Here is a 21,475-nt window from a genome sequence, read left to right as displayed (position 1 = left end):
AATTTGCAGGTGTCAGTAGTGTTAGAAATTAGCGGAATTGTCCGGGGTGCAGGAGGCAAATGAAAAAAATCGAGGCCGTAATCCGGCCATTCAAGTTGGATGAGGTCAAAATTGCTTTGGTCAATGCCGGAATTGTCGGCATGACTGTAAGTGAAGTGCGGGGCTTTGGTCGCCAAAAGGGACAAACCGAGCGTTATCGGGGATCCGAGTACACGGTAGAGTTCCTACAAAAGCTGAAAGTGGAGATCGTGGTTGAAGATGACCTGGTGGATACGGTGGTGGAGAAGCTGATTGCAGCGGCTCGCACCGGCGAAATCGGGGATGGCAAGATTTTCATCAGCCCCGTCGAAAAAACCATCCGCATCCGAACTGGCGAGCTCAACCAAGATGCCCTATGAGAAGGGATCACGTTCAGGGTTTGGGTTGCCCGGCCTGAGCCTCGTGTGAGTTTGCTTCATGTCTCTTTTGCTGTATATCTGATGAGGTGTTCTTGCCCTACTTTTCGGGTAATGTGTTGCGAGAAGTACTGTCACTTTAGGTGAGTCGAAAAGCATGAGTACGACAATGATCCAAAAGCTCAAGAGCCAGGTGCCCCAGTGGCTTTGGCGACCGGCCAAGTGGAGTCTGACTGCCGCTCTAATGGCTGCGCTGGTTTTTCTATTCGGCCAGGGAACTGCCTTTGCTCAAGAGGCCGAGGAAGTTCAGAAACACGCTGACGTTGTTTGGACGATCGTGTCGGCGGCCTTGGTGTTCTTCATGCAGGCAGGGTTCGCCATGGTGGAGACGGGCTTTACCCGCGCCAAGAATGCCGCCAACATCATGATGAAGAACTTGATGGACTTCTGCATGGGCTGTTGCGCCTTCTGGTTCATCGGGTTTGGCCTCATGTTCGGCAAAAGTGCTGGCTTCTTCGGCACTGACTGGTTTGCTTTTGGCTGGCAGCAGGCTTACGAGGCAGATGGCTGGCCCTTTACTTTCTTTGTCTTCCAGATGGTGTTTGCCGCTACCGCCGCCACCATTGTTTCCGGAGCGATGGCAGAGCGCACCAAGTTCTTGGCCTACTTGATCTACTCCATCGTTATTTCTGGGCTAATCTACCCCATCTCTGGGGGTTGGGCCTGGAACGGGCTGTTCGGCGACTACAACGGCGGCACAGCCGGCTGGCTGGAAAATCTGGGCTACATCGACTACGCCGGGTCGGGGGTGGTGCATTTGGTAGGGGGCGCTGCGGCCTTGGCAGGTGCGATCGCGCTTGGCCCTCGCATTGGCAAGTACGGCCCCAATGGAGAGCCGCGGGCTATTCCCGGCCACAACCTGCCGCTGGGGATGTTGGGGGTGTTTATCCTCGCCTTGGGCTGGATCGGGTTTAATGCCGGTTCCACCACTGCAGCCTCTGTCGATATTGGCTGGATTGCCATGAATACGCTGCTGGCAGCTTCGGCTGGAGCAATTGGGGCGATGTTCACCTCTTGGGTTCATTTTGGCAAGCCGGATATGACCTTTGCCGCCAACGGTGTCCTGGCCGGCTTGGTGGGGATCACTGCCCCTTGCGATAGCGTCCATCCTTTGGGTGCTCTGATCATCGGCTCGGTGGCCGGGATTCTGGTGGTGATTTCGGTGGTGATCCTGGATACGGTGCTGAAAATTGATGACCCGGTGGGCGCGATTTCGGTACACGGCACCTGTGGTATCTGGGGGGTGTTGGCAGCAGGGATCCCCTTCTTTGCCAATGCCAACTATGCTGAAGAGGTCACCTGGGCCCAATTTGGGGTACAAGTGGTGGGCGCTCTGGCCTACTTCCTCTGGCCCTTTATTACCTGCTTGATCCTGTTCTTTATCCTCAAGGCTGTAACCGGCCTGCGCACCAGCGCCGAGGAAGAGATCGCCGGTTTGGATGTGGGCGAGCATGGCAACGTGGCCTACCCCGACTTCGTTACTGCTGCCACCGATTCGGAGCAATCTTGAGCCGTTGTGCTCGGTCTGACCTGGGGTTGCCGGATCGGAGCATTGCTGAACTGAGCATCAAATGAGCATCAAAAGGGAGGGTCAGGGCTGGCCCTCTCTTTTATGGCTTGCTGATGTATTTGGTGGCATTGGTGTAGGTGGTTACGGGTAGGAGGGGAGAAATAGCTCAAAATCGAGGTGTGGGACTTGGAATCGAGATGAAAAGTCAGATAGGTGAGACTGTTTTCTCTCGTCTTCGGCAGGGGATCCTTTTGGGTTTGAGGACAGAGGGGAAAGTCCTGCTGGGGGTTGGAGCTTTGCTGGGGTTGGGAAGTTTGGTTGCCCCGCCTGCTCTGGCCCAGACGGATCTCACGGCTCTGGAACAGGCTCTCCCACCCGAGGCTTGGGCTGAGCTACAAACCTTACTGAAAACTCAGCAATACCATGCCGACATCGTCTGGACAACGGTGGCCGGGGCGCTGGTGTTTTTCATGCAGGCGGGCTTTGCCATGGTGGAGGCGGGCTTCACGCGGGCTAAAAATGCTACCAACATTGTCCTGAAGAACCTGATGGACTTCTGCTTCGGGGCCTGCGCTTTTTGGTTTTTGGGGTTTGGGCTGATGTTCGGATCCCATGTGGCCGGTTTTTTGGGCACCAACTGGTTTTTTTTCAACTGGCAACAGGGAGCTGAAGCCGGCAGTCAAAACGATGCTTGGCCTTTCACGTTCTTCTGTTTCCAACTGGTGTTTGCCGCCACCGCTGCCACCATTGTCTCCGGGGCAATGGCGGAACGCACCCGCTTTTTGGCTTATTTGATTTACTCCATCGTCATCTCTGGGGCGATCTACCCGATTTCCGGGGGCTGGGCCTGGAATGGCCTGTTTGCCGACTACAACGGTGGTACAGCCGGCTGGCTGGAAAACCTGGGCTACATTGACTTTGCCGGGTCGGGGGTGGTGCACTTGGTGGGTGGGGCTGCAGCTTTTGCGGGAACTTTGGTGTTGGGGCCGCGCTTGGGCAAGTATGGTCCCAATGGGGAGCCGCGGGCTATTCCCGGGCATAGCTTACCCTTGGGCATGTTGGGGGCGTTGATCCTGTGGCTGGGCTGGATTGGCTTTAATGCCGGCTCTACAACGGCAGCGATTCCTGATATTGGCTGGATTGCTTTCAATACCTATTTGGCCGGGGCGGCAGGAGCCATCGGCGCTCTCTGTACTTCCTGGGCCATTTTTACCAAGCCGGACATGACGTTTGCAGCCAATGGGACACTGGCGGGGCTGGTGGGCATTACTGCTCCTTGCAACACTGTTCATCCTTTGGGGGCAATCCTTATCGGCTCGGTGGCCGGGGTGTTGGTGGTGTTGTCGGTGCTGTTTATCGAGGGCACCTTGAAGGTGGATGACCCGGTGGGGGCGGTGTCGGTACATGGGGTGTGCGGCGCTTGGGGGGTCATTGCTGCAGGGATCCCGTGGTTTGCCCATGCGGAAGCGGGGGTGACTTGGGCGGTGTTGCCGGTACAGATTCTGGGGGTTATTGCCCTGGGAGGATGGTCTTTTATCTGTTGTCTGGCTTTGTTTTTGATTTTGAAGGGCACCATCGGTCTGCGCGTCTCGGCAGAAGAAGAGTTGGCCGGCTTGGATATTGGCGAGCACGGCAACATTGCCTACCCTGACTTTGTCACTGCTTCGGGAGAGTTGGAAGGTTGAGTTGAGCAGTACACTGGGATCCGGTTGGATGCACTTTTGGATCCCATGCACCTTCTGATCCCGGCGGCTGGCAGCGGCAAGCGAATGGGAGCTGCGGTCAATAAGCTGTTGCTGCCGCTCTTGGGTCAGCCGATTTTGGCTTGGACGTTGCAGGCTGCGGATCGAGCCAGCTCCATCGAGTGGATCGGCATTCTCTCCCAACCCGGCGATTGGCCGGCCATCGAGCAGATCCTGGCGGCAATGGATCTGTCCACGCCGGTGCAGCTTTTACAAGGGGGGGCGACGCGGCAGGAGTCGGTTTGCAAGGGGGTTGAGTATCTCTATGGGTGGGGGACGGTGGAACGGGTGCTGATTCACGATGGGGCCCGCTGCCTGGCTACCCCTGAGTTGTTCGATCGCTGCAGTGCCGCTCTGCAGCAGGTGGATGGTCTCATCGCAGGGATCCCTGTTAAAGACACGATTAAAGTGACAGAGACCGGCCCCAACGGGATCCAAATCCAATCGACGCCGGAGCGCAGCAGGCTGTGGGCAGCGCAAACCCCGCAAGGATTTCGCCTGTCGTTGCTGTGGCAAGCCCATCAGGAGGCTCTGGCCCAAGGTTGGCAAGTGACCGATGACGCAGCTCTGTTTGAGAAGCTGGGCTGGCCGGTTTACATCGTGGAAGGGGAGGAGACCAATTTGAAGCTAACCACCCCCCTGGATGTGTTGCTGGCCGCACAAATCCTGCAGCAGCGTCTCGGACCAGCGCGTTAGCTCAATTCAATCCCGGTAGGGCCAGTCTCAACCTTGGGAATTAAAAGTAGGAAGGAGGAAATCTAGGTTCACTAAGAGCACTTTGATCACCCCATCTCTTGTGGTCCGTTGGAAATGAAAATGATAAGTCTGGCTGTTTAGAATCTAATGCACCCAAGACACCTGAAACCAAGCAAAAGATGAGATTAATGCACTTTTCACTTTCTTCATAAACTTGCCGTTCTGAGAACCGAACTACAACCCAGCCTCTATCCGCTAGATAAGCATCACGCTTACTTTGCTTAGGATCATTCACAGTATGGGCTGGCCTACACAGATTACCTTCAAGAAACCATGGCTCATCAATTTCAATGTCAATGAGTAAAACGAGTGATCTTTTTCCATCTCTAGATACCTGCATTGCGATATCAGGGGTATAGCACCGGACACTAGACTGCTCTATGCTAACAGCTGACCTCTCTGGAAGCAGAGTAACTTTAAAGCTATCTCTCTCTAGACTTTCCAATTGTCTCATCAAAGCATTTCGAAGGAAGTTATCAAATCTTCCGCAGCGAGCATCAGAAACTGTATCAGGATACTGAACCCTTTGATTAGCAATAAGCTCCATAGCCTGATCTCGGTGTTCTCTTTCAATGGCTTCGCACTCTGCTTCCCACTGCCGTAGAGCTTCCTGATATTTCTCCCAATGCCTTCTTCTGATGGACGTACACTCTTCCTGCCACCGGCGCAGGTCGATCTCTTGGTACCTCCTCAGGTTTTCTTCATGGATTTTTTTTAGATCTTCGCGCTCTGCTTCCCACTGCCGGAGGGCCTCTTGATGTTCTCTCAATCTTTCTTGGTAAGCTTGTATAAGAGCTTCACATTCTGCTTCCCACCGTCGCAGAACTTCCTCATATTTCTGTTGATGAACTCTCCAGATCTCTTCACATCTTACTTGCCACAAACAAACCTCTTCGTAATATTTATTCAGTTTTTCCTGGTGGGCTTGTTCAAGGGCTTTGCATTCCGCTTCCCAGCAACGCAGAGCTTCTTCATGTTTCCATATTTTTTCTGCTCTTTCTCTCTCATATTTTTCTTTTCGCTTCTCGTATGTCCATGATTCGTAGAGAAAACGTGCTAGCGCTGCAATACCGACAATACCTGCTAAAACAACCAATTCTGGAGCCTCCGCAATAATCAAGGTAATGAGCACAGCAACACCAGCACCAGTTGCCCATGCCGATTGCAGCTTGCCCATCAAAGGCTGGGGTAGCTCGGGTAGATTTGGCCTAACAGGGCGTTCCGGCATTCGAGGTAGTTCAGGTTCCGTTGGGCGCTCCGGCATCTGTGGCGGCTCAGGCTCCAGCGGACGGGCAGGCATCTGTGGCGGCTCAGGCTCCGGCGGGCGAGGTGGGAGATCCGGCCCCCTCAGGAGGAGAGCAATCGGCTGGGGTAAAACAACGTAGGGATAATAGTCTTCCCGAACGTACCTTAAGATGGGATGCGAGTGCCTGTCGTGATCTTGCATGCTTGAGCCTCCAGATAAGTTCCCTTGGAATCCAGTTTGAAAAGACTTTGGAAAAGGGATCTTCAAAGAGGCCCTTGAAGGGGTAGGAAGCAAGCAAATGCGCGAACCGACGTCGTGGCCTGTCTACATTATCGGGGCTGGCCCCGGGGATCCGGAGCTGATTACCCTGCGGGGGCAAAGGTTGCTGGCGGAAGCCGATGTAGTGTTCTACACAGGTTCTTTGGTGCCAGAGGGAGTGCTGGCCCATTGTCGCCCTGGGGTTGAGGCCATTGACACCCGCTCCTTCACGCTGGAAACGCTGCTGCCGCAAATTGTGGAACGGGTCAAGGCGGGGCGGCGGGTGGTGCGGCTGCAGGACGGGGATCCCTGCCTTTACGGCGCTCTGCACGAGCTGCTGATCCGGCTGGCGGAGGCAGGGATCCCTTTTGAGATCGTGCCGGGAGTCAGCGCCTTTCAATTGGCAGCCGCCCGTTTGCAGGTGGAGTTGACCATACCCAAGTTGGTACAGACGATTATCCTCACCCGCGCCAGCGGTCGCACCCAGGTACCGGAAGCAGAAGCCCTGGCCAGTCTGGCAGCCCACCGCGCCTCTTTGTGTCTATATCTGAGCGCCCGCCACGTAGAACAAGCGCAGGCAGATCTGCTGGCTCACTACCCCGCCGATACCCCGGTTGCCGTTTGTTATCGCTTGGGTTGGCCGGACGAACAGATCTGGCTGGGATCCCTGGCCGAGATGGCCGCCCTCACCCGGCAAGCCGACTTAGAACGCACAGTGCTCTATCTCGTCAGCCCTGCCTTGAAAGGCTTGTCAAGCTCCAGATCTGCCCGCTCGCGGCTCTACAGCCCTGACCACACCCACCTTTTCCGTCGCAAAATGGGCCGGCAGCCCCGTTTGTAACAGGCTCTTTCAGTATATTGACGGACTCCGGCAGATTGAGCACAATGAGGCAGCGAGATGAAGTCAGAGGCCTTGACTTCTGGCCACAAGGTACTCAGCTTTGCCGAGAGAAGTGGAGCCCTTTTGAATTGGAGTTGTTGCAAGACTACTTTTTCACCCTTTAACTTTATGAGCTCTAACCTTATGGCTGACTCATCTGCCGCTCGCAGCGTGGAAACCCTGATCAAGGCTCTGCAGAAGGCCCTTGCCCCCCTGCCAACCCGTTCGGCCCTGAAGCAAGATGTCCTTTACCTCATGGTGGATCTCCCACGGCAGGGGATGTTTAGCCGCTCTATGGTGTTGCATCGAGTTGCCAGCCAATTGGGGGGCTTGCCTGTGCAGGGAGTTAGCCAACTGGTGGTGTACGGTCGGCTTCAGGGGGAAACACAGCCGCAGTGGAAAAAAGTCTTCTACTTGTCCTCTGGGGAAAGCAGTGCCGATGCCACGCAGATTGTATTACCGGGCACCAAGATTTCTGAGATCAAGGTGCTGGAGGCCCAAAAACCTGTTGTGGATCCCGACCACAACTCCGATTTTCGCAAAGTTAAAACTCTGGGGGCACCGGTTCCCAAAATTCAGAAAGAGCGCTGGCCAGAAGCGGCTCCAAGCCAGGCCTCGGTTGGCCATGCCCCTTCCCAAGACGGGATCCCGACCCCTCTGCCTACAACTGCTCGCCCCAGTTCTCCTATCGACGTTCTGGCCAACTTTCCGACACTTGATCAATGGTTGCACAGGCCTGCTCTAAGGCCCTTCTTGGGGGGAGCTCTGGCTTTGTCTCTCCTGCTGGGGGCTGGGTTGGTGGTGCGCTCTTTTGGGCAAGCCGATGTTCCTGCCCGAGCCAGATCGCTGGGGCTGGGGATCCCGCTGTTGATCTTGGCCGCAGGGGGGGGCTGGCTGGGGTGGAAAGGTCGGCGTGTCGATGACACCCTTGAGCGAGAAGAGGGATCCCAGGATCCCTTTACAGAAGGGCTGTCCTTTTTACAGGCCAATCAAATGCCTGAGGCGGTGGAGCGGTTTCGGGAGGCCGTGCGGCAACAGCCGAATCATGTCGAGGCCCACGTTGAGCTGGCCCATCTGTTGGCAAAAACCAACCGACTGCAGGAGGCATTGAGCCACTACCAACAGGCCAAACACCTGAACCCGAACTGGAGCGGCATCAACACCCACCTGGTGGAAACCCTGAAGGCTCTAGCACGGCAGTGGCTGGCCCAGCATCAGCCGGATGAAGTTCTGGCCCACTTACCCGAAGCATTCCCCCTCACCCAGGGATCCGCCCAAGCTGAGATCTATAGCCTGCTCGGCCAAGCCTGGGCAGAGAAGGGCAACTGGGCAGAAGCGTTGGCCCAGCAACAAAAGGCCCTGGGGCTGGATCCCCACTTCAGCGAGGCCCATCTTTGCGTTGCTCAAATTCGCCTCAAGCTGGGGCAATGGGACGAGGCCATCGATTCCTGTTGGGCTGCTTTGGAGTTGAATGATCGCCTGGGCCTGGGCCACGCCGTGATGGGACAAGCGCTGATGCGCAAAGGTCAGTTAAAAGCGGCAATAGCAGCCTTCCGAACTGCTCTCAACCTGGATCTCAGTCCTGAGTTGGCAGCCGCTGTGCGGGTGGATCTGGGTTTGGCAATGGTACATGCAGGCCATCTGGCTCAAGCTAGCCAGGAGTTCAGCCAGGTGGTCTTCAATGGCCAGTTCAAAAGACAGCAGGCTCGCGCCTACTACGGCTTGGGCCTGGTGTTGGCAAGCCAAGAGCAATACAGCGAAGCTGTGAAGAACTACCGGCGGGCTTTGGAGCTGGCCCCCGATCTGCACGAAGCGATGGCCGCCATTGGCCTAGCCTACCTGGGCCCCAAACAACGGGATGCCTCTGGGCACAAGTTCATCCAGCCTCAACAGTTGCAGCAGGCTATACAGCAGTTTGAACAGGCTTTGAAAGGAGACCCAGATCTGCCCGAAGCTCACTTTGGCATGGGAGAGGCGTCGCGCATTAAGGGGGATTTGACCTCAGCGGAGATCAGCTATCGACGGGCCATTCGCAGCAATGGCAGCTATGGAGCAGCTCACTATCGTCTGGGATCCATCCTTGCCCGCCAAGGCAAGCTGGAGCAGGCCATTGAACACTTTCGCTCGGCTTTGGAAATCGCTCCCAACTTCTCCGAAGCCAGAGTGAGCCTGCAACAGCTTCTCTCCAAACAGATGGAAGAGGCCCATACCGGCCTACTCGTCCCGTAAGGTGGGATAGGATCTTCCAGTTAAGGTTCTCTCAACCCATGACACCAACGCCAGGTTGGGTGGTCAGCCCTGCAACCGCCATCCAGCTCATCCAACAAGGGGCAACGCTTCTGGATGCACGCAGTGCGGAATTGCAAGCCGACGGGATCCTGAAGGGTTCAATTCCGGTGAACTGGACGGAGTTTACTCAACCAGAGGCTGCCAACAGCGGCAAGCTGTTGGCAGATGATGCCCTTCTCACCGAAAAGCTGCAGGGCCTTGGCGTGTTTCAGGGGCGTCCGGTGGTAGTTGCTGCCGATCCGCTACAGGGCTGGGGAGAAGATGGCTGGATCGTTTGGATGTTGCGCAGCTTGGGTCATCCCCAGGCAGTCATGGTGGACGGGGGCTATCCGGCCCTGGTGAAGGAGGGAGTGCTGACCACAACCCGACAAAGCGCCGACGAACCGCAACGGGGCGACTTTGTAGTGCAGCGAACCGACCGGTGGGAGATCGACCGGGACACTCTGCGGGCCAGCCTTGGCTCCGACCGTGTGGCCATCCTCGACAGTCGCGAAGCCCAAGAATACAAGGGAGCCACCCCCTATGGTGAGGCGCGCGGTGGACACATCCCCGGCGCTGTGCATCTCTACTACAAGGAGCTGATGGATGCGGCGGGATCCCTATTGCCGCCCGCTGCAATTCACGCCCGCCTGCAAAAAGCCGGGATCCCTCCAGAAGCCGAGATCATTGCCTACTGCACAGCTGGGGTTCGCTCCGCTTGGGTCACGGTGGTTTTAACCCACGTGGGCCGGCAGGCCAAAAGCTATTCCGGTTCCATCCTGGAATGGGCGGCCGGGGATCCCCAGGAGTTCCCGCTCCAGCCATGAGGGGATCCCTGCCCACCGTAATCTTGGCCGGATGTGGCTATGGGGCCATCGACACCTTGCGGGCCCTCCAAGGGCAGGCACGGGTGATCGCCATCAACCCCTATCCCTACAGTGTCAATTCGGGCATGTCCACACGGCTGCTGAGCGGTCGGTTTTCTCTAGAGCTGGTGCGGATCCCTTTGCTGGAGCATATTCAAGCCAACGGCGCCCAGTTTTTGCCGGGGCGAGTCACCCACATCCAACCCGAAGCTCGAACCCTGACCCTGGAGAGTGAAGCCGGGATCCAAACTCTGGCCTACGACTATCTGTTGGTGAATGTGGGCCGGGAGTTGCGCACCATTGATGGGATCCAACATGCCTTCACCATTCGACCGGCAGAACAATTGGTGGCCGCCCGAACTTGGATCCGGCAGTGCTGGCAACGGGCTGCCCAGGGGGATCCGACGCCGGGTCTGTTGACCTTTGTGGTGGCAGGGGGAGGCTGTACCGGCACAGAGCTGATGGGGGAACTCTACGATCTTTGCCGGGAAATGAGCGCAGAAACAGGGATCCCCTTAGCTCAAGCCCGGCTGATCCTGATCCATCGCCAGGCCCATCTGGTGGAGGGTTTCTCAGAACACTTCCGCCGGGCTGTGGAAAGAGAAATCCGCCGCTTGGGGGTGGAAATCTGGGCCGGATGTCAGGTGAAAGCCTTTGGGCCGGAGCAGGTGTGGCTCTCGGATGGCACCGAGTTGATGGCTCAGACTCGCCTGTGGGCAGGTGGCTTCCAGGCGCCGGCCTGGTTGAGCACCTGCGGCTTGCCGACAGGGCCGACGGGATCCCTGCTTGTGGATCAATACCTGCGGGTGCAAGGCTCAGAGCGCATCCTGGCGGTGGGGGACTGCGCTGACTTTGTTTGGGGATCCCGCCTCTTGCCCAAGATCGGCGTGTACGCGGTGCGCCAGGGGCCGATTGCAGCCCAAAACCTGCTGCGGCTTATCCGCGGCCAACCTCTGATCCCCTACCGACCGCAGGCCACGGTTTTTGTTTGTGTAACGGTGGGGAACCGCGTTGCTGTTGCTGAGAAAGGCGGGCTGGTCTGGCGCGGCTATGCAGCCACGGTGCTGAAGAACTTTTTTGATTGGCTGTACATGTGTAAACTCAAGCCCGTGCGCTGGCAGGAGTTTTTCTACTGACCCAACCCTGCCAAGAACGGGGTTAAGATCAAGACCGGATGGGTCGAGTTGGGCTTGCTTCCCAGAAATTCTGAATGTCTAGGTTATGGCTGTTCCCAGCAGCAAGGGGGCACAACATTCCAAATCGCAGCGAAGCAGTGCTCTAACTCCCCTCTCTCCTTGTAGGGCAAGCAGTAGCGAGGGTTGACGCAGAGCGCCAGAGAGCATGTTTCAAACTTAATTTTTGGAGTGACTGCACTACCCTTCAGCCCGCCCAAAACTCTTGATTCGTTTTACCGACCTTTGCCGACCGGCCAGAGCAGCGACCAATCAGGAGCAACAATGCCTCTCGATAACCTGCGCGGACTCTATCAGCAAGTCATTCTGGAGCGATACAAAAAGCCCCACAACTTCGGCAGAGTGGATCCCGTCCACCGCCACCAGCGCGGCCACAACCCCTCCTGCGGCGACACCATCGACCTCACCTTGCAACTGGATCCCAGCCAGGAGCGGATTGTCGATATCAAATTCGAGGGGGCAGGCTGTGCCATTGCCCTGGCTTCTGCCGATCTCATGGCGGATGCGGTGCGGGGGCGCACCATCCCCGAAGCTCTGCAGTTGGTGGAGCGCTTCCAAGCCATGATGCGCGGTGGCGAAGAGTTCCCGCGGGAGCAACGGGCTTTGAACGCCATGAAAGGGGTAGCCCAATTTCCAGTACGCATCAAATGCGCCAACCTGGCCTGGCATGCGCTCAAATACGCGCTGGAATCGCCCGAACCCCAGGCCAATGGGTCGGCCTTTGTGAGCAACGAAAACACCGACTAACTTTCCCCAGTTTTACCCTTCTCCCTCGCTACCCTGGGCAAAAGCCTTTCAAGGCTTGCGCAGATTGTTGGTTTCCCAGCTCTGCCCAGGAGCAAACGATGTCGCAGCAGGTGTTGATCGTTGAGGATGATCCCAGTCTTGCTTATGTTCTCAGCCTGTTGCTGGAGCGAGAGAATACAGAGTTTGTGGTGGTTGCTTCGGTTCCCGGTGCCATCAGTCACTGCCAAGCCTCACGACCGGATCTCATCATTCTGGATTTGGAACTGGTTGGCGACGAGGGGTTTGCCCTGCTGGATTGGCTGAACAGGAATCCTCCCGCCAAGCCCATTCCCGTCTTGATCTACACGGCCCGCGATGTGGAGCACCCAGAGCGTATCCGCTGGCAATCTCAAGTTACCGAAATCTACGTCAAAGGGCGCATCAGTCCGACAGAACTCCAAGAACGGGTACACCAACTCTTGGCTGAAACAACATGACCCATCGTCTGCTGATCATCGACGACGAACCCGATATTTGGGAAATGACCCAACTGATCCTGGAAAACTTGGTCGGCTGGCAGATCTTAACGGCGGGATCCGGCCCAGAAGGGATCCAAATCGCTATCCGAGAGCAACCCGAGGCCATCCTGCTGGATGTGACGATGCCGGGGATGGATGGCCCCACCACCTTGGCCCATTTACGAGCTTTGCCGGAAACCCAAAGGATCCCCGTGATCCTTCTAACCGCCAAAGTCCGGGATCCCCAGGATGCCTCTCTTGCTCAGCTTGGAGCCAATGGCTTCATCAGCAAACCCTTCAACGCGGCCACCCCGGCTGCGGAAATCTCCGCTCTGCTGGGCTGGGATCCCTGACTCAACCCTGAACCTGCCCCAAAGACCCCTGGGATCCCGCCGATATCCGCCAAATCGCGTAGAAGAAACGTACAAATTGCCTAGGTAAGTCTTCGGTGTTTCTCTGTATTTTCCCTGATCTCCAAGCTATGATGGGCGCGTGAGCGTTAGAAATACGGAGGAACACAGATGCAAGCCGGTGTGGATCCAACGCTGGACTACCGTACTTACCGCATAGCGGCCCTATTGAGCGAGAGCTTCTCTTTGGGAGCGCTGCTGGGAGTTTCCCTCAAGTGGCAGAAGGATGTCTCTTCTGAGAACGAGCCTCAGGCCGGAGTTCCTCCCTTCTTCCTACAGCGCATCGAGCAGTGCTACCTCATCCCTCGGCAAAAGTAATCTCTCCTCTGTCAAAAACCATCTCTCAAACAGAACCAGCCATGAATACAGATCTTGACTCTCTCCTTGTTGCTCCGCCCTCCAGCATCCAAGAAATCGTGGAACAGGTGTTCCGCAGCAGTTTTCTCAGCCTAAGTCAAGAGAACCGCATCAATGAGCTGCTCTTTCAGCGGCGCTACTCTGAGGCTGACCTGGAACTGTTGGACTGCCTAAGCTTGGCGTTGCTGAACCATCAAATTGAGACGGAAAAACGTTCTGCGGCAAAAGCTGCCTGACCCCCAAAACGCATCAAGTTCCTCCAAAGCAAAAGGGGATCCCCGCTGGATCCCCTTATTTGTCCAATCTGAGTCCAGTGACCTAGCTGATCTCCAAGGAAAACCCTGGAAGCGCCCCGGCAAGCATTCCAGAGTTCTTGCAGGATGTGGGGACTAGACCGCAACGGTCTTCTTCACCTGAGCCGCCAAAGCTCCAGAAGCATACTTGGCTGCCATCTCATCCAAGGTAACCACCGGAACTTTGGTGCCATGGCCAGCACAGCCGAAGGCAATGTAGCGCTCAGCACAGACTTTTTGCATTTCCTTGATGGAAGGCTTGAGGAAATGGCGGGGATCAAACTCTTTCGGATTCTCGGCCAGGGCGCGACGCACGGCAGCTGTGATGGCCAGGCGGTTGTCGGTGTCGATGTTTACTTTGCGCACTCCATTTTGGATGCCCCGCTGAATTTCTTCCAGCGGCACACCGTAAGTCTCGGGAATGGAGCCGCCGTATTCGTTGATGATGTCGATCAGCTCCTTGGGCACCGAGGAGGAACCGTGCATCACCAGGTGCGTGTTGGGCAGGCGGCGGTGGATCTCGGCGATGCGCTCCATGTCCAGAATGTCGCCGGTGGGCTTACGGGAGAACTTGTAGGCGCCGTGGCTGGTACCAATGGCTACGGCCAGCGCATCCACCTGAGTTCGCTCCACAAAGTCCACCGCTTGGTCGGGGTCGGTGAGGAGTTGGTCATGGCTGAGCGCCTCTTCCGCGCCGTGGCCATCTTCCGCTTCCCCACGGCCCGTTTCCAGGGATCCCAGGCAGCCCAGTTCCCCTTCCACACTCACCCCGATTGCATGAGCCACTTTCACCACCTCGGAGGTCACGGCCACGTTGTACTCGTAGCTGGCCGGGGTCTTGGCATCTTCCTTGAGGGATCCATCCATCATGACGCTGGTGAAGCCGTTGCGGATGGCGGAATAGCAAGTAGCCGGGCTATTGCCGTGGTCTTGGTGCATGGCGACGGGGATGTGGGGGTAGGTCTCCACTGCCGCCAGGATCAGGTGCCGCAGAAAGTTCTCGCCCGCATACTTGCGTGCCCCTCGAGAGGCTTGCAGGATAACGGGGCTGTTGGTTTCATGGGCTGCCTGCATGATTGCTTGGATCTGCTCCATGTTGTTGACGTTGAAGGCAGGAATGCCGTAGCCATGTTCGGCGGCATGATCCAGCAGCGTCCGCATTGCAACGAGAGCCATCGGTTACCTCCTGAGGTGCTGACCTAGTGCGTATGAGATTTGCTTACCGTTGATCTTAAGATACTTTTTACGTTTTGGCGGATAAGCCGCCGGGGATCTGCGTATCTTGCCGAGGGATCCTTACAGCTATTGGCCGTGATGCTCGCGCTCAGGCGCAACAGGCGCACCGACATCTTCAGATACAGTGGGGAAGGGCAAGACTGTTGGGCGCTTGCATCGAGGATGGATCTGCCCATGCCCGCTCAATTTATCTCAATTTATCTCTTAGTCTCTCTAATTCTACTGTGGTGTTTTTGTGTTGTTTGCCCGGAGGAATGGGAACGTGCGTTGCGATCGCTGGCCGGTCTTGGGTGCAAAGCCAACAAGGGCTCTGTCCTGCTGGGGCAAAAGGCTGCGCTGGGTGCGAGGAACCGGTTTGGCAATGGCCTGCTGGGCAGTGGCGGGCCTTCGGTCGGCAGCTTGGGGGATCCCCGGGCAATCTCCGGATCAAGCGGCAGCCTGGGTGAGGGACAATCCTGTGCTGCGGCCCCGTCCGGGCGAAACCCTGAACATCAACCGAGTGGAGCCGGATAGATCCCGTTTTACGTTCTTGGCTTCGGTGGCTCCGCCAGGACGGATCATCAACCCGCTGGATCGGGAGACGATTCGCTCGGAGCGGATGACGTTCTTTCGCCCCCAAGGACTGACGGCAGAAGACCTCTTTCAAGCCATTCGCGACGTTTATGGGCCGGAGATCGCCGCCGATCTGGATCAGGCGGTGGAGGTGATTCGCTACCCGTCCCCAGAAGCTCTGGCAAGCAGTCCGGGCTATACCTTGGCCCTTGCCATCCAAGGGGTGGTGCTGCGGGGAAACCAATTCGTGTATTGGCTGGAGCTGACGCAAAACCCCGATGGCCGCGTGCAGCAGGGGCAGGTGTGGGTGTTCCAAGAGGAATGGCTTCCCAAAGTGGAGGGGGAGCTGGCGGAGCGCTTCCCCTTGCAGGTGATGACCCGTTGAGGGGCCCCCAATCTTTATCCCCGAGGAGAAGGGCGCTCAGGGGCGGAGGGAGTTGCTGACATCCAAAGCCGGCAATTCCACCCGTTCTACCTGGGGCCGAAAGCCCAACCAAGGAGTGGCCAACTGGGCAAATCGCTCTGGATCCCCGCTCACACAGAAACGGTGGGGTTCCTCCTGGGCAGCGGTCGAGGGGCGGCGCAAGCCCCATAAGCTCAATTCGCGGGCCAGGGATCCCACCAGCGCCATCCCCGGATCCACTCGTTTGACCGAGGGGGGCAGCAAAGGCTTCAGGATCGGATCCAGCAATGGGTAGTGGGTACAGCCATAGACAAGGGTATCGATCCCTTTTTGCAACAGGGGCTGCAAGTAGTGTTCAGCCGCTTGTCGCAGGGCAGGGCTATCCAGCCATCCGGCTTCAATGAGAGGGACGAACTCAGGGCAGGCTTGCTCCCAACAGTAAACGGGGTGCGGAAAGCGTTTGGGATCCAGAGCGCTGTACTCCTGAATGGCTTTTGAGTAAGCGCGACTCTTGACCGTGGCCACCGTGGCGAGCACCCCAATGCGGGATCCCTGGGCCAGTGCTGCCTGGGCGCCGGGCAGGATTAACCCCAGAATGGGCAGGGCAAACTCCTGCCGCACCTGTTCTAGGGCCAAGGCCGAGCTGGTATTGCAGGCCATCACCACCAGCTTCACCGGCTGCGCCTGCATCCACGTCAGAATTTGCCGCACAAAGGCCAGGATCTCCTCTGGCGAGCGTTCCCCATAGGGTACCCGTGCCGTGTCGCCGAAGTAGATGAGCCGTTCGTGGGGGAGCCGACGGCGCAAAGCTCGCCAAACCGTCAGCCCGCCCAAGCCGCTGTCAAACACCCCAATTGGCCAACTGGGATCCGGATCCGATCCCCACTCCCACCGCATGCTCCATTCTCCTCAACACCTTGGCCTAAGCTGCTGTATCCTACCCTGCTTTCAAGGATCTCGGCGACGCCTTCCCTGTGAGATCAACTGGATTCAGTTGTGATCAACACCAACAAGCTCAGCCGAACGGCTAGCGGCTGCGCAAGAAGGTCTCAATACCATCGGCAATAGCCCGCGCCAAGAGAGCCTGATATTCGGCAGTAGCCAATTTTCGCCCTTCGGTTGGGTTGGTTACGTATCCCAACTCCAGCAGCACGGAGGGCATACCCACAGGTGTTTCCCGCACCACAAAAAAGCGGGCTCGTCTCACCCCCCGGTCAGCAGCACCGGTGGCCCTGACCAAGCTGCGGTGCAAGATGGCGGCCAGCTCGGCGCTATCGGGTCGCAGGTAATAGGTCTCGATGCCGTGAATGCCGGAGCGATCCAGGGCGTTGGCATGAATGCTCACCAGCAGGGCAGCATTGGCCTGAACGGCCATATCCACCCGCGGTTGCAGCAGCACTTCCCGGTCATCGGTGCGGGTCATCACCACTCCATATCCCCGCTCCTGCAACAGTCGTCGTACCTGGTGGGAAATGGAGAGCACGATGTCCTTCTCCTGGATCCCATCCACCCCGATGGCACCGGGATCCCGTCCCCCGTGGCCGGGGTCGATGGCAATGACCGTCCGGTTCAGAGATTGGGGGGTGGAAGGGGAGGCAGGGCCGGGCGTCTGCGGCTGAGGTATTGGTGGAGGAGCATTCAGAGGTCGCAGCTCCAAGGTAATGCGGCGGGATCCCTGGCCGGGGTTGGGCTCGAAGACATTGAACTCCTCGGCGGGCTGCACCAGAATGCTGACCGTGCGGGCATCTTCCTGCACAAAGCGGATCCGCTCCACCGGCCCTCCAACCGGCAAGCCGGGATCCGGCATAGACTGGGGCAGGCGAGCGGGCGCCACGTTGATGCGGTAGCCACCACTCTCGGGATCCCAGCCGGCCCGGTAGAACATGAATCCATCGGCGCTGATGATCAACCGGTTGCCCTGGAGCTGAACCGATTGCAACGTGGCCAGCGGCCCACTGCTGTTGACAGAGCTGACCTCGGGCAAAAGGCTGGCCTGGGCAGCACCGCCGGCAGGCTGGATCCAGATCCCACCTCGCTGTGGGTCGTAGCGGGCTTCCCAGTCGCCACCGGAGGAATCCACATCCAGCACTACCCGAGCAACGGTGGGCTCAAACTGCCCGATACGCAGCCGCGAAACCCCCAGACGGTTGATGACATAAGCTCGCTGGGTGAGGGCAGGGCTGAGGGTGGTGTTGAGAAAATCCACCACTACCCGATCCGGATCGAGGATGCGCCGCACCGTAGTGGAGGGGCTGCCTTGGGTACGGATAAAAAAGCCTTCTGCTTGCGGGGATACCTCTAAAATTTGATGGCCGGAGCGAGGAGATGGGGTGGGTGCCGGGCGTCGGGGAGGCAGTGTCGGCAAAGGCGGGGACGGCGGGAAGGGATCCCTGGAACCTCCCAATAAGCCGGCAGATGAAGGGGGAGAAGAAGAGAGAGATCCGGCCTGGGTGAATTGAACAGCCCAGCGGGAGGGGCCGGCGGTGAGCAGTTGCAGTTGGTTGAGGCTGAGAGGCTGATCCGGCTGCAGATAGAGCACAAAGCGGGTAATGGTATCCGTAAGCTGGCTAATCTGCAGAGAGGTGACACGGCCCGCAAAAGTCTGGGTTTGGGGCTCCTGTCCAAAGCGGGTGTTGGGAAAATCCAGCACAACCCGAGGCGGATTCTGCAGCACGAACAGAAAAGGCCGCACCTCGCCCTGGGTGTTAACTTCCAGCCGCCCCTGCTGGGGGTCGTAGTACCAACGCTCAATGCGCGATAAACCTGGGGCTGTAATCGCCTGAGCCTGGACAGAGGGAGGGGGAAACAGTCCTGCTCCCGCCAAGCTCAACAGCAGCATCGCCCCCCATATCTGCCTTGACCCCGGCTTGCCAAATTCGGGCATGACCTTCCATCCACTCCCCACACCTGCTGCCCTCAACTATACCAACCTGCCCTCGGAGCAGCCTGGGAAGGAGCGCAATTCCGCTCTTGCCTGCAGGGCTGGGGGATGATGGGTAGAGGCTCGCCCCTTCTTCTTCCTGCTTGTTCTCCGGCGAGGTATCTTGGGATGCCCAAACCACCGGATCTCCTAACCCTGGCCCGAGCTGGACACGCCCAGTCGATTGTGCAGGTTGTGCGGATGGAGCTGCTGCGGCGTCGCTGGTGTGCCCGAGTAGACTTTGCCGACGAGACCCTGCACGTCCACCTGCTGGGATCCCTGTACCAGCCTGCGCTCTCCCCCCAAGTTGCCGCCGCCCAACTGTTTCTGATCTTGAAGCAACTGCGGATCCCACGGCTGGAGCAAGTGGAAATTTGCGCTTTCCGCGGCTCACGTTTGCTCTGGCGGCAGAGCCTAAAGCTGGGATCCCGGCGGCGTTGGGATCGGTTTTCCTTCGATAACTGGGCAGTCAACGCTTGGGCTTACCCGGCTGCGTTTGCGGTGGCCCTGATGGTGAACAACATCGGCTTATTGCGGTTGCTGCATTTGCCTTGGCACATTTGGATTCACGAGCTCGGCCATGCCACCATCGCCTGGTGGAGCGGGTATCGGGCTTTGCCTCTGCCCATCGGCTGGACAAGCGTTAGCTCCCAGAGGGATCCCTTTGTGTATTTTGGAATCCTCTTTTTGCTGATTTTGCTGTTCTGGTCGGCCCGCCAGGAGCAGATGAGATGGCTACAGGCGCTGGCCGTTCTTCTTGCCCTATTCCAGTTCTATATGACCTGGCTGATGCCCAATCGCACTCAGGATCTGTTGATTACCTTTGGTGGTGTTGGAGGGGAGTTTTATCTCAGCACCTTTTTGATGGCCAGCTTTTATTTTCCCCTGCCAGATCGTTGGCGATGGGACTCTTTGCGATTTGTCGTGCTGGGGATCGCGAGCAGCAGCCTGTGGAGAAGCTTTTGGGAATGGCACAGCATCAGACTGGGATTGGCCGAGGTTCCCTGGGGAACTTTGTTGGGCGGCCAAGGAGATGCCAGGGGGGATATGAACCGCCTAAACTACGACTTTGGCTGGAGCACCGATCAAATTATCCAAACCTACACTTTTTTAGGGAACCTGTGTGTTTTCGTCGTATTGAGCCTATATGTTCTATTCCTGTTGCGGGCAAATGATGAGATTTGGCTGTATCTGCGAGCAAAGCTTATTCTTTGGATGGATGGTTTGATAGGCTCCAGTTCAAGGAAACGTTCTTAAGATCCTCTTGTACTGAACATTGCCCCAACTACAACTTTTTCCGGCAGCACCAGCTACATCCAGCGCAAAATGAGCTCTTGGGTAAAAGGGATCCCGCTTGTCTCCAGAACTTCCCTAGTGTCCAACTCGATTCCTCAAGGGGGCAGGATCATTTTGGTTTTGGACTGCAGCTTTGCCGGTTGGGAATTGCTCCAACCACTCCGTTAAGCTCAGAGGGCGTTTGTGGTGCCCATCTGGGCAATGATTGGGCGGGAGAAGCGGCACCCCTATCAGGTTGGAGATGGCCTGTTGAGCATTCGCTCTATGCTGAGGGATATGGCAAGCAAACTTCCTCTGCGACGCTACTTTCCCATGTCAACTGCCTTCTCTTGGCCCTACCGCACCCCAGGGATCCCGGACTCTGCCTTTGAACGCATCCCGGGGATCCCGATGAGCCCTCGCGAGGTGCGCGTGTTGGTGCTGAGCCAGTTGCGCCTGGGAGAGAACCACTGCCTATGGGATATCGGCGCCGGAACCGGCACCATTGCCATTGAAGCAGCCATTCTGTGCCCCAAAGCTCGCGTGATCGCCATCGAGCGAGATGCAGAGGTGGTCAGCCTGATCGAGAGCAATTGCCGGAAATTTGGCCTCGCCAACGTGCAGGTGATTCAAGGTACTGCCCCCGATTGTCTGCAACACCTTTCTCCAGCGCCGGATCGCATCTGCATTGAGGGGGGCCATCCTCTACGCGAGATCTTGGAAGCCTGCTGGAGCCATCTCAGCCCCAACGGACGGGTCGTGGCGACGACCAACTCTTTGGATGAGCTCTACGGCCTTTCCGCTGGCCTGGCCGCTGTGCGAGCTCGTCATGTGGAGGTGATTCAATCGGCGGTGAACCGCCTGGAACACCGCGGTCGGACTCAAATGCTGCTGGCACTGGATCCCACCTTTGTTTTGAGCGGAGAAAAAATGGGCTAAGTTTTGTGTAAACTGTTTACATTTTTTGGTAAATCTTTTCCTAAGGTGATGGATAAAAGTGGATTGATTTATCTCGGCTGTCTTAGAACCAGCAGAAAAGATTGGGTCACCCAAACCTTAAGCTATACTGATATTTCTCGATCCCAAACTCAAATCTGCTTTTATACCAGATAAGAGAGCTGGGAAACCCAATAGCTATGGATCAATTCCAACACCCCTTTCAGGAGTCACGGGAAGTCAAACTGCGGCAACTGTTGATTCGGGAGCGCTGGCCGGAAATGCTGAAAGGCTGCCGGGCTTGCATCCATTGGGACGACTTCAAGCGACCGGAATGCTGTGGTGATTGCGGCATCGGGGATCGACGCAGGCAAGCAGTAGCCGAAGAAAGCCCACCCAGCAAGTCCCCAGGCATTTAGGGTTCTCAAGCTTCCCAAATTGGGATCCCAGCTCCTGCAGTAACTTTGGTAGTTTCTATTGAGAACTTTTACTCAGGGAGTTTTACCTAAAAACCGGGTCTCAAGCCCGGTCTTCATACCTGCCTGCGGCGGAAGCAAGCTGGCAAAGTGGGGAGGCAACGAGCGCCTCTCCCAAGATTGCTATGTCGTCGCTCCCTAGCCTCTCATCTTGCCCTCATTGGCCCCCTGCTTCCGCTTCTCAGAGGCAGCTCCCCAG

General features: G+C 57.3%; 21 protein-coding genes. 17 read left to right on the top strand and 4 right to left on the bottom strand.

Translation table 11 applies throughout. The features are described 5' to 3' along the window. Positions 1-59 precede the first annotated feature (59 nt). The 4 genes from NW870_RS08155 to ispD all read left to right on the top strand — a co-directional run bounded on the left by NW870_RS08155 (position 60) and on the right by ispD (position 4,403). Positions 60-398: a P-II family nitrogen regulator gene (locus NW870_RS08155; RefSeq protein ID WP_011430352.1), complete on the top strand. Its 339-nt coding sequence runs from the start codon at positions 60-62 to the stop codon at positions 396-398. 154 nt (positions 399-552) lie between these two features. Next, on the top strand, positions 553-1,965 hold the full coding sequence (locus tag NW870_RS08150; RefSeq protein ID WP_414357151.1) for an ammonium transporter: 1,413 nt from the start codon (positions 553-555) through the stop codon (positions 1,963-1,965). A 314-nt stretch (positions 1,966-2,279) separates the two neighbouring features. Further along, entirely contained in the window at positions 2,280-3,650 is a 1,371-nt protein-coding gene (locus NW870_RS08145) for an ammonium transporter (RefSeq protein WP_240527655.1), read from the top strand. Positions 3,651-3,695: 45 nt separating this feature from the next. Beyond that, the gene (ispD, locus tag NW870_RS08140) at positions 3,696-4,403 is read left to right on the top strand and encodes a 2-C-methyl-D-erythritol 4-phosphate cytidylyltransferase (RefSeq protein WP_414374794.1); all 708 of its coding nucleotides are present in this window, start codon (positions 3,696-3,698) and stop codon (positions 4,401-4,403) included. 40 nt (positions 4,404-4,443) lie between these two features. Here the strand turns inward: ispD and NW870_RS08135 are convergent, their stop codons facing one another. Beyond that, the gene (locus tag NW870_RS08135; protein WP_414374782.1) at positions 4,444-5,763 is read right to left on the bottom strand and encodes a hypothetical protein; all 1,320 of its coding nucleotides are present in this window, start codon (positions 5,761-5,763) and stop codon (positions 4,444-4,446) included. A gap of 244 nt (positions 5,764-6,007) precedes the next feature. On the opposite strand from NW870_RS08135, the gene cobM reads away from it, so the two are divergent. From cobM to NW870_RS08090, 9 genes are all read left to right on the top strand, one after another. Further along, a complete protein-coding gene (cobM, locus tag NW870_RS08130; protein WP_414374781.1) occupies positions 6,008-6,808 on the top strand; it encodes a precorrin-4 C(11)-methyltransferase in 801 nt (266 codons plus the stop codon). 183 nt (positions 6,809-6,991) lie between these two features. Then, entirely contained in the window at positions 6,992-9,076 is a 2,085-nt protein-coding gene (locus NW870_RS08125) for a tetratricopeptide repeat protein (RefSeq protein WP_414374779.1), read from the top strand. 38 nt (positions 9,077-9,114) lie between these two features. Further along, positions 9,115-9,942: a sulfurtransferase gene (locus NW870_RS08120; protein WP_414357164.1), complete on the top strand. Its 828-nt coding sequence runs from the start codon at positions 9,115-9,117 to the stop codon at positions 9,940-9,942. Continuing rightward, entirely contained in the window at positions 9,939-11,117 is a 1,179-nt protein-coding gene (locus NW870_RS08115) for an NAD(P)/FAD-dependent oxidoreductase (protein ID WP_414357166.1), read from the top strand. The genes NW870_RS08120 and NW870_RS08115 overlap by 4 nt, the downstream gene beginning before the upstream one ends. 321 nt (positions 11,118-11,438) lie before the next feature. Continuing rightward, a complete protein-coding gene (gene sufU / locus NW870_RS08110; protein WP_011434254.1) occupies positions 11,439-11,921 on the top strand; it encodes a Fe-S cluster assembly sulfur transfer protein SufU in 483 nt (160 codons plus the stop codon). Positions 11,922-12,019: 98 nt separating this feature from the next. Then, complete coding sequence (locus tag NW870_RS08105; protein WP_414357168.1) at positions 12,020-12,397, top strand: response regulator; 378 nt, start codon at positions 12,020-12,022, stop codon at positions 12,395-12,397. Continuing rightward, complete coding sequence (locus NW870_RS08100; protein WP_414357170.1) at positions 12,394-12,771, top strand: response regulator; 378 nt, start codon at positions 12,394-12,396, stop codon at positions 12,769-12,771. Before NW870_RS08105 ends, NW870_RS08100 begins: the two co-directional genes overlap by 4 nt. 168 nt (positions 12,772-12,939) lie before the next feature. Beyond that, a complete protein-coding gene (locus tag NW870_RS08095) occupies positions 12,940-13,146 on the top strand; it encodes a hypothetical protein (RefSeq protein WP_414357172.1) in 207 nt (68 codons plus the stop codon). 41 nt (positions 13,147-13,187) lie between these two features. Continuing rightward, positions 13,188-13,421, top strand: a complete 234-nt coding sequence (locus tag NW870_RS08090) for a hypothetical protein (protein WP_414374777.1) — start codon at positions 13,188-13,190, stop codon at positions 13,419-13,421. Positions 13,422-13,574: 153 nt separating this feature from the next. Here the strand turns inward: NW870_RS08090 and fba are convergent, their stop codons facing one another. Beyond that, positions 13,575-14,654 (bottom strand): class II fructose-bisphosphate aldolase, encoded by a 1,080-nt coding sequence (gene fba, locus NW870_RS08085; RefSeq protein WP_011432022.1) that lies wholly within the window; start codon positions 14,652-14,654, stop codon positions 13,575-13,577. Positions 14,655-15,054: 400 nt separating this feature from the next. On the opposite strand from fba, the gene NW870_RS08080 reads away from it, so the two are divergent. Continuing rightward, positions 15,055-15,651, top strand: a complete 597-nt coding sequence (locus NW870_RS08080) for a hypothetical protein (RefSeq protein ID WP_414374776.1) — start codon at positions 15,055-15,057, stop codon at positions 15,649-15,651. A gap of 36 nt (positions 15,652-15,687) precedes the next feature. Here NW870_RS08080 and murI read toward each other — a convergent pair whose 3' ends face one another. Together murI and NW870_RS08070 are read right to left on the bottom strand one after the other, a co-directional pair. Further along, positions 15,688-16,566, bottom strand: coding sequence for a glutamate racemase (gene murI, locus NW870_RS08075; RefSeq protein WP_414374774.1), 879 nt, complete (start codon positions 16,564-16,566; stop codon positions 15,688-15,690). A gap of 130 nt (positions 16,567-16,696) precedes the next feature. Beyond that, positions 16,697-18,508 (bottom strand): N-acetylmuramoyl-L-alanine amidase, encoded by a 1,812-nt coding sequence (locus NW870_RS08070; protein ID WP_414374773.1) that lies wholly within the window; start codon positions 18,506-18,508, stop codon positions 16,697-16,699. 210 nt (positions 18,509-18,718) lie between these two features. On the opposite strand from NW870_RS08070, the gene NW870_RS08065 reads away from it, so the two are divergent. The 3 genes from NW870_RS08065 to NW870_RS08055 all read left to right on the top strand — a co-directional run bounded on the left by NW870_RS08065 (position 18,719) and on the right by NW870_RS08055 (position 21,219). Continuing rightward, positions 18,719-19,846 carry a hypothetical protein gene (locus NW870_RS08065; protein WP_414374771.1) on the top strand — a complete coding sequence of 376 codons (1,128 nt, stop codon included), beginning with the start codon at positions 18,719-18,721 and terminating at the stop codon, positions 19,844-19,846. 351 nt (positions 19,847-20,197) lie between these two features. Next, positions 20,198-20,803: a precorrin-6Y C5,15-methyltransferase subunit CbiT gene (cbiT, locus tag NW870_RS08060; RefSeq protein WP_414358065.1), complete on the top strand. Its 606-nt coding sequence runs from the start codon at positions 20,198-20,200 to the stop codon at positions 20,801-20,803. 197 nt (positions 20,804-21,000) lie between these two features. Next, positions 21,001-21,219: a hypothetical protein gene (locus NW870_RS08055; RefSeq protein WP_011432028.1), complete on the top strand. Its 219-nt coding sequence runs from the start codon at positions 21,001-21,003 to the stop codon at positions 21,217-21,219. The last annotated feature ends 256 nt before the right edge of the window (positions 21,220-21,475 follow it).

The organism is Synechococcus sp. R50.1, assembly GCF_047462115.1.
Lineage (GTDB): Bacteria > Cyanobacteriota > Cyanobacteriia > Thermostichales > Thermostichaceae > Thermostichus.
Note: the sequence above shows the minus strand (reverse complement) of the source record. Positions and strands in the feature narration are given on the sequence as shown.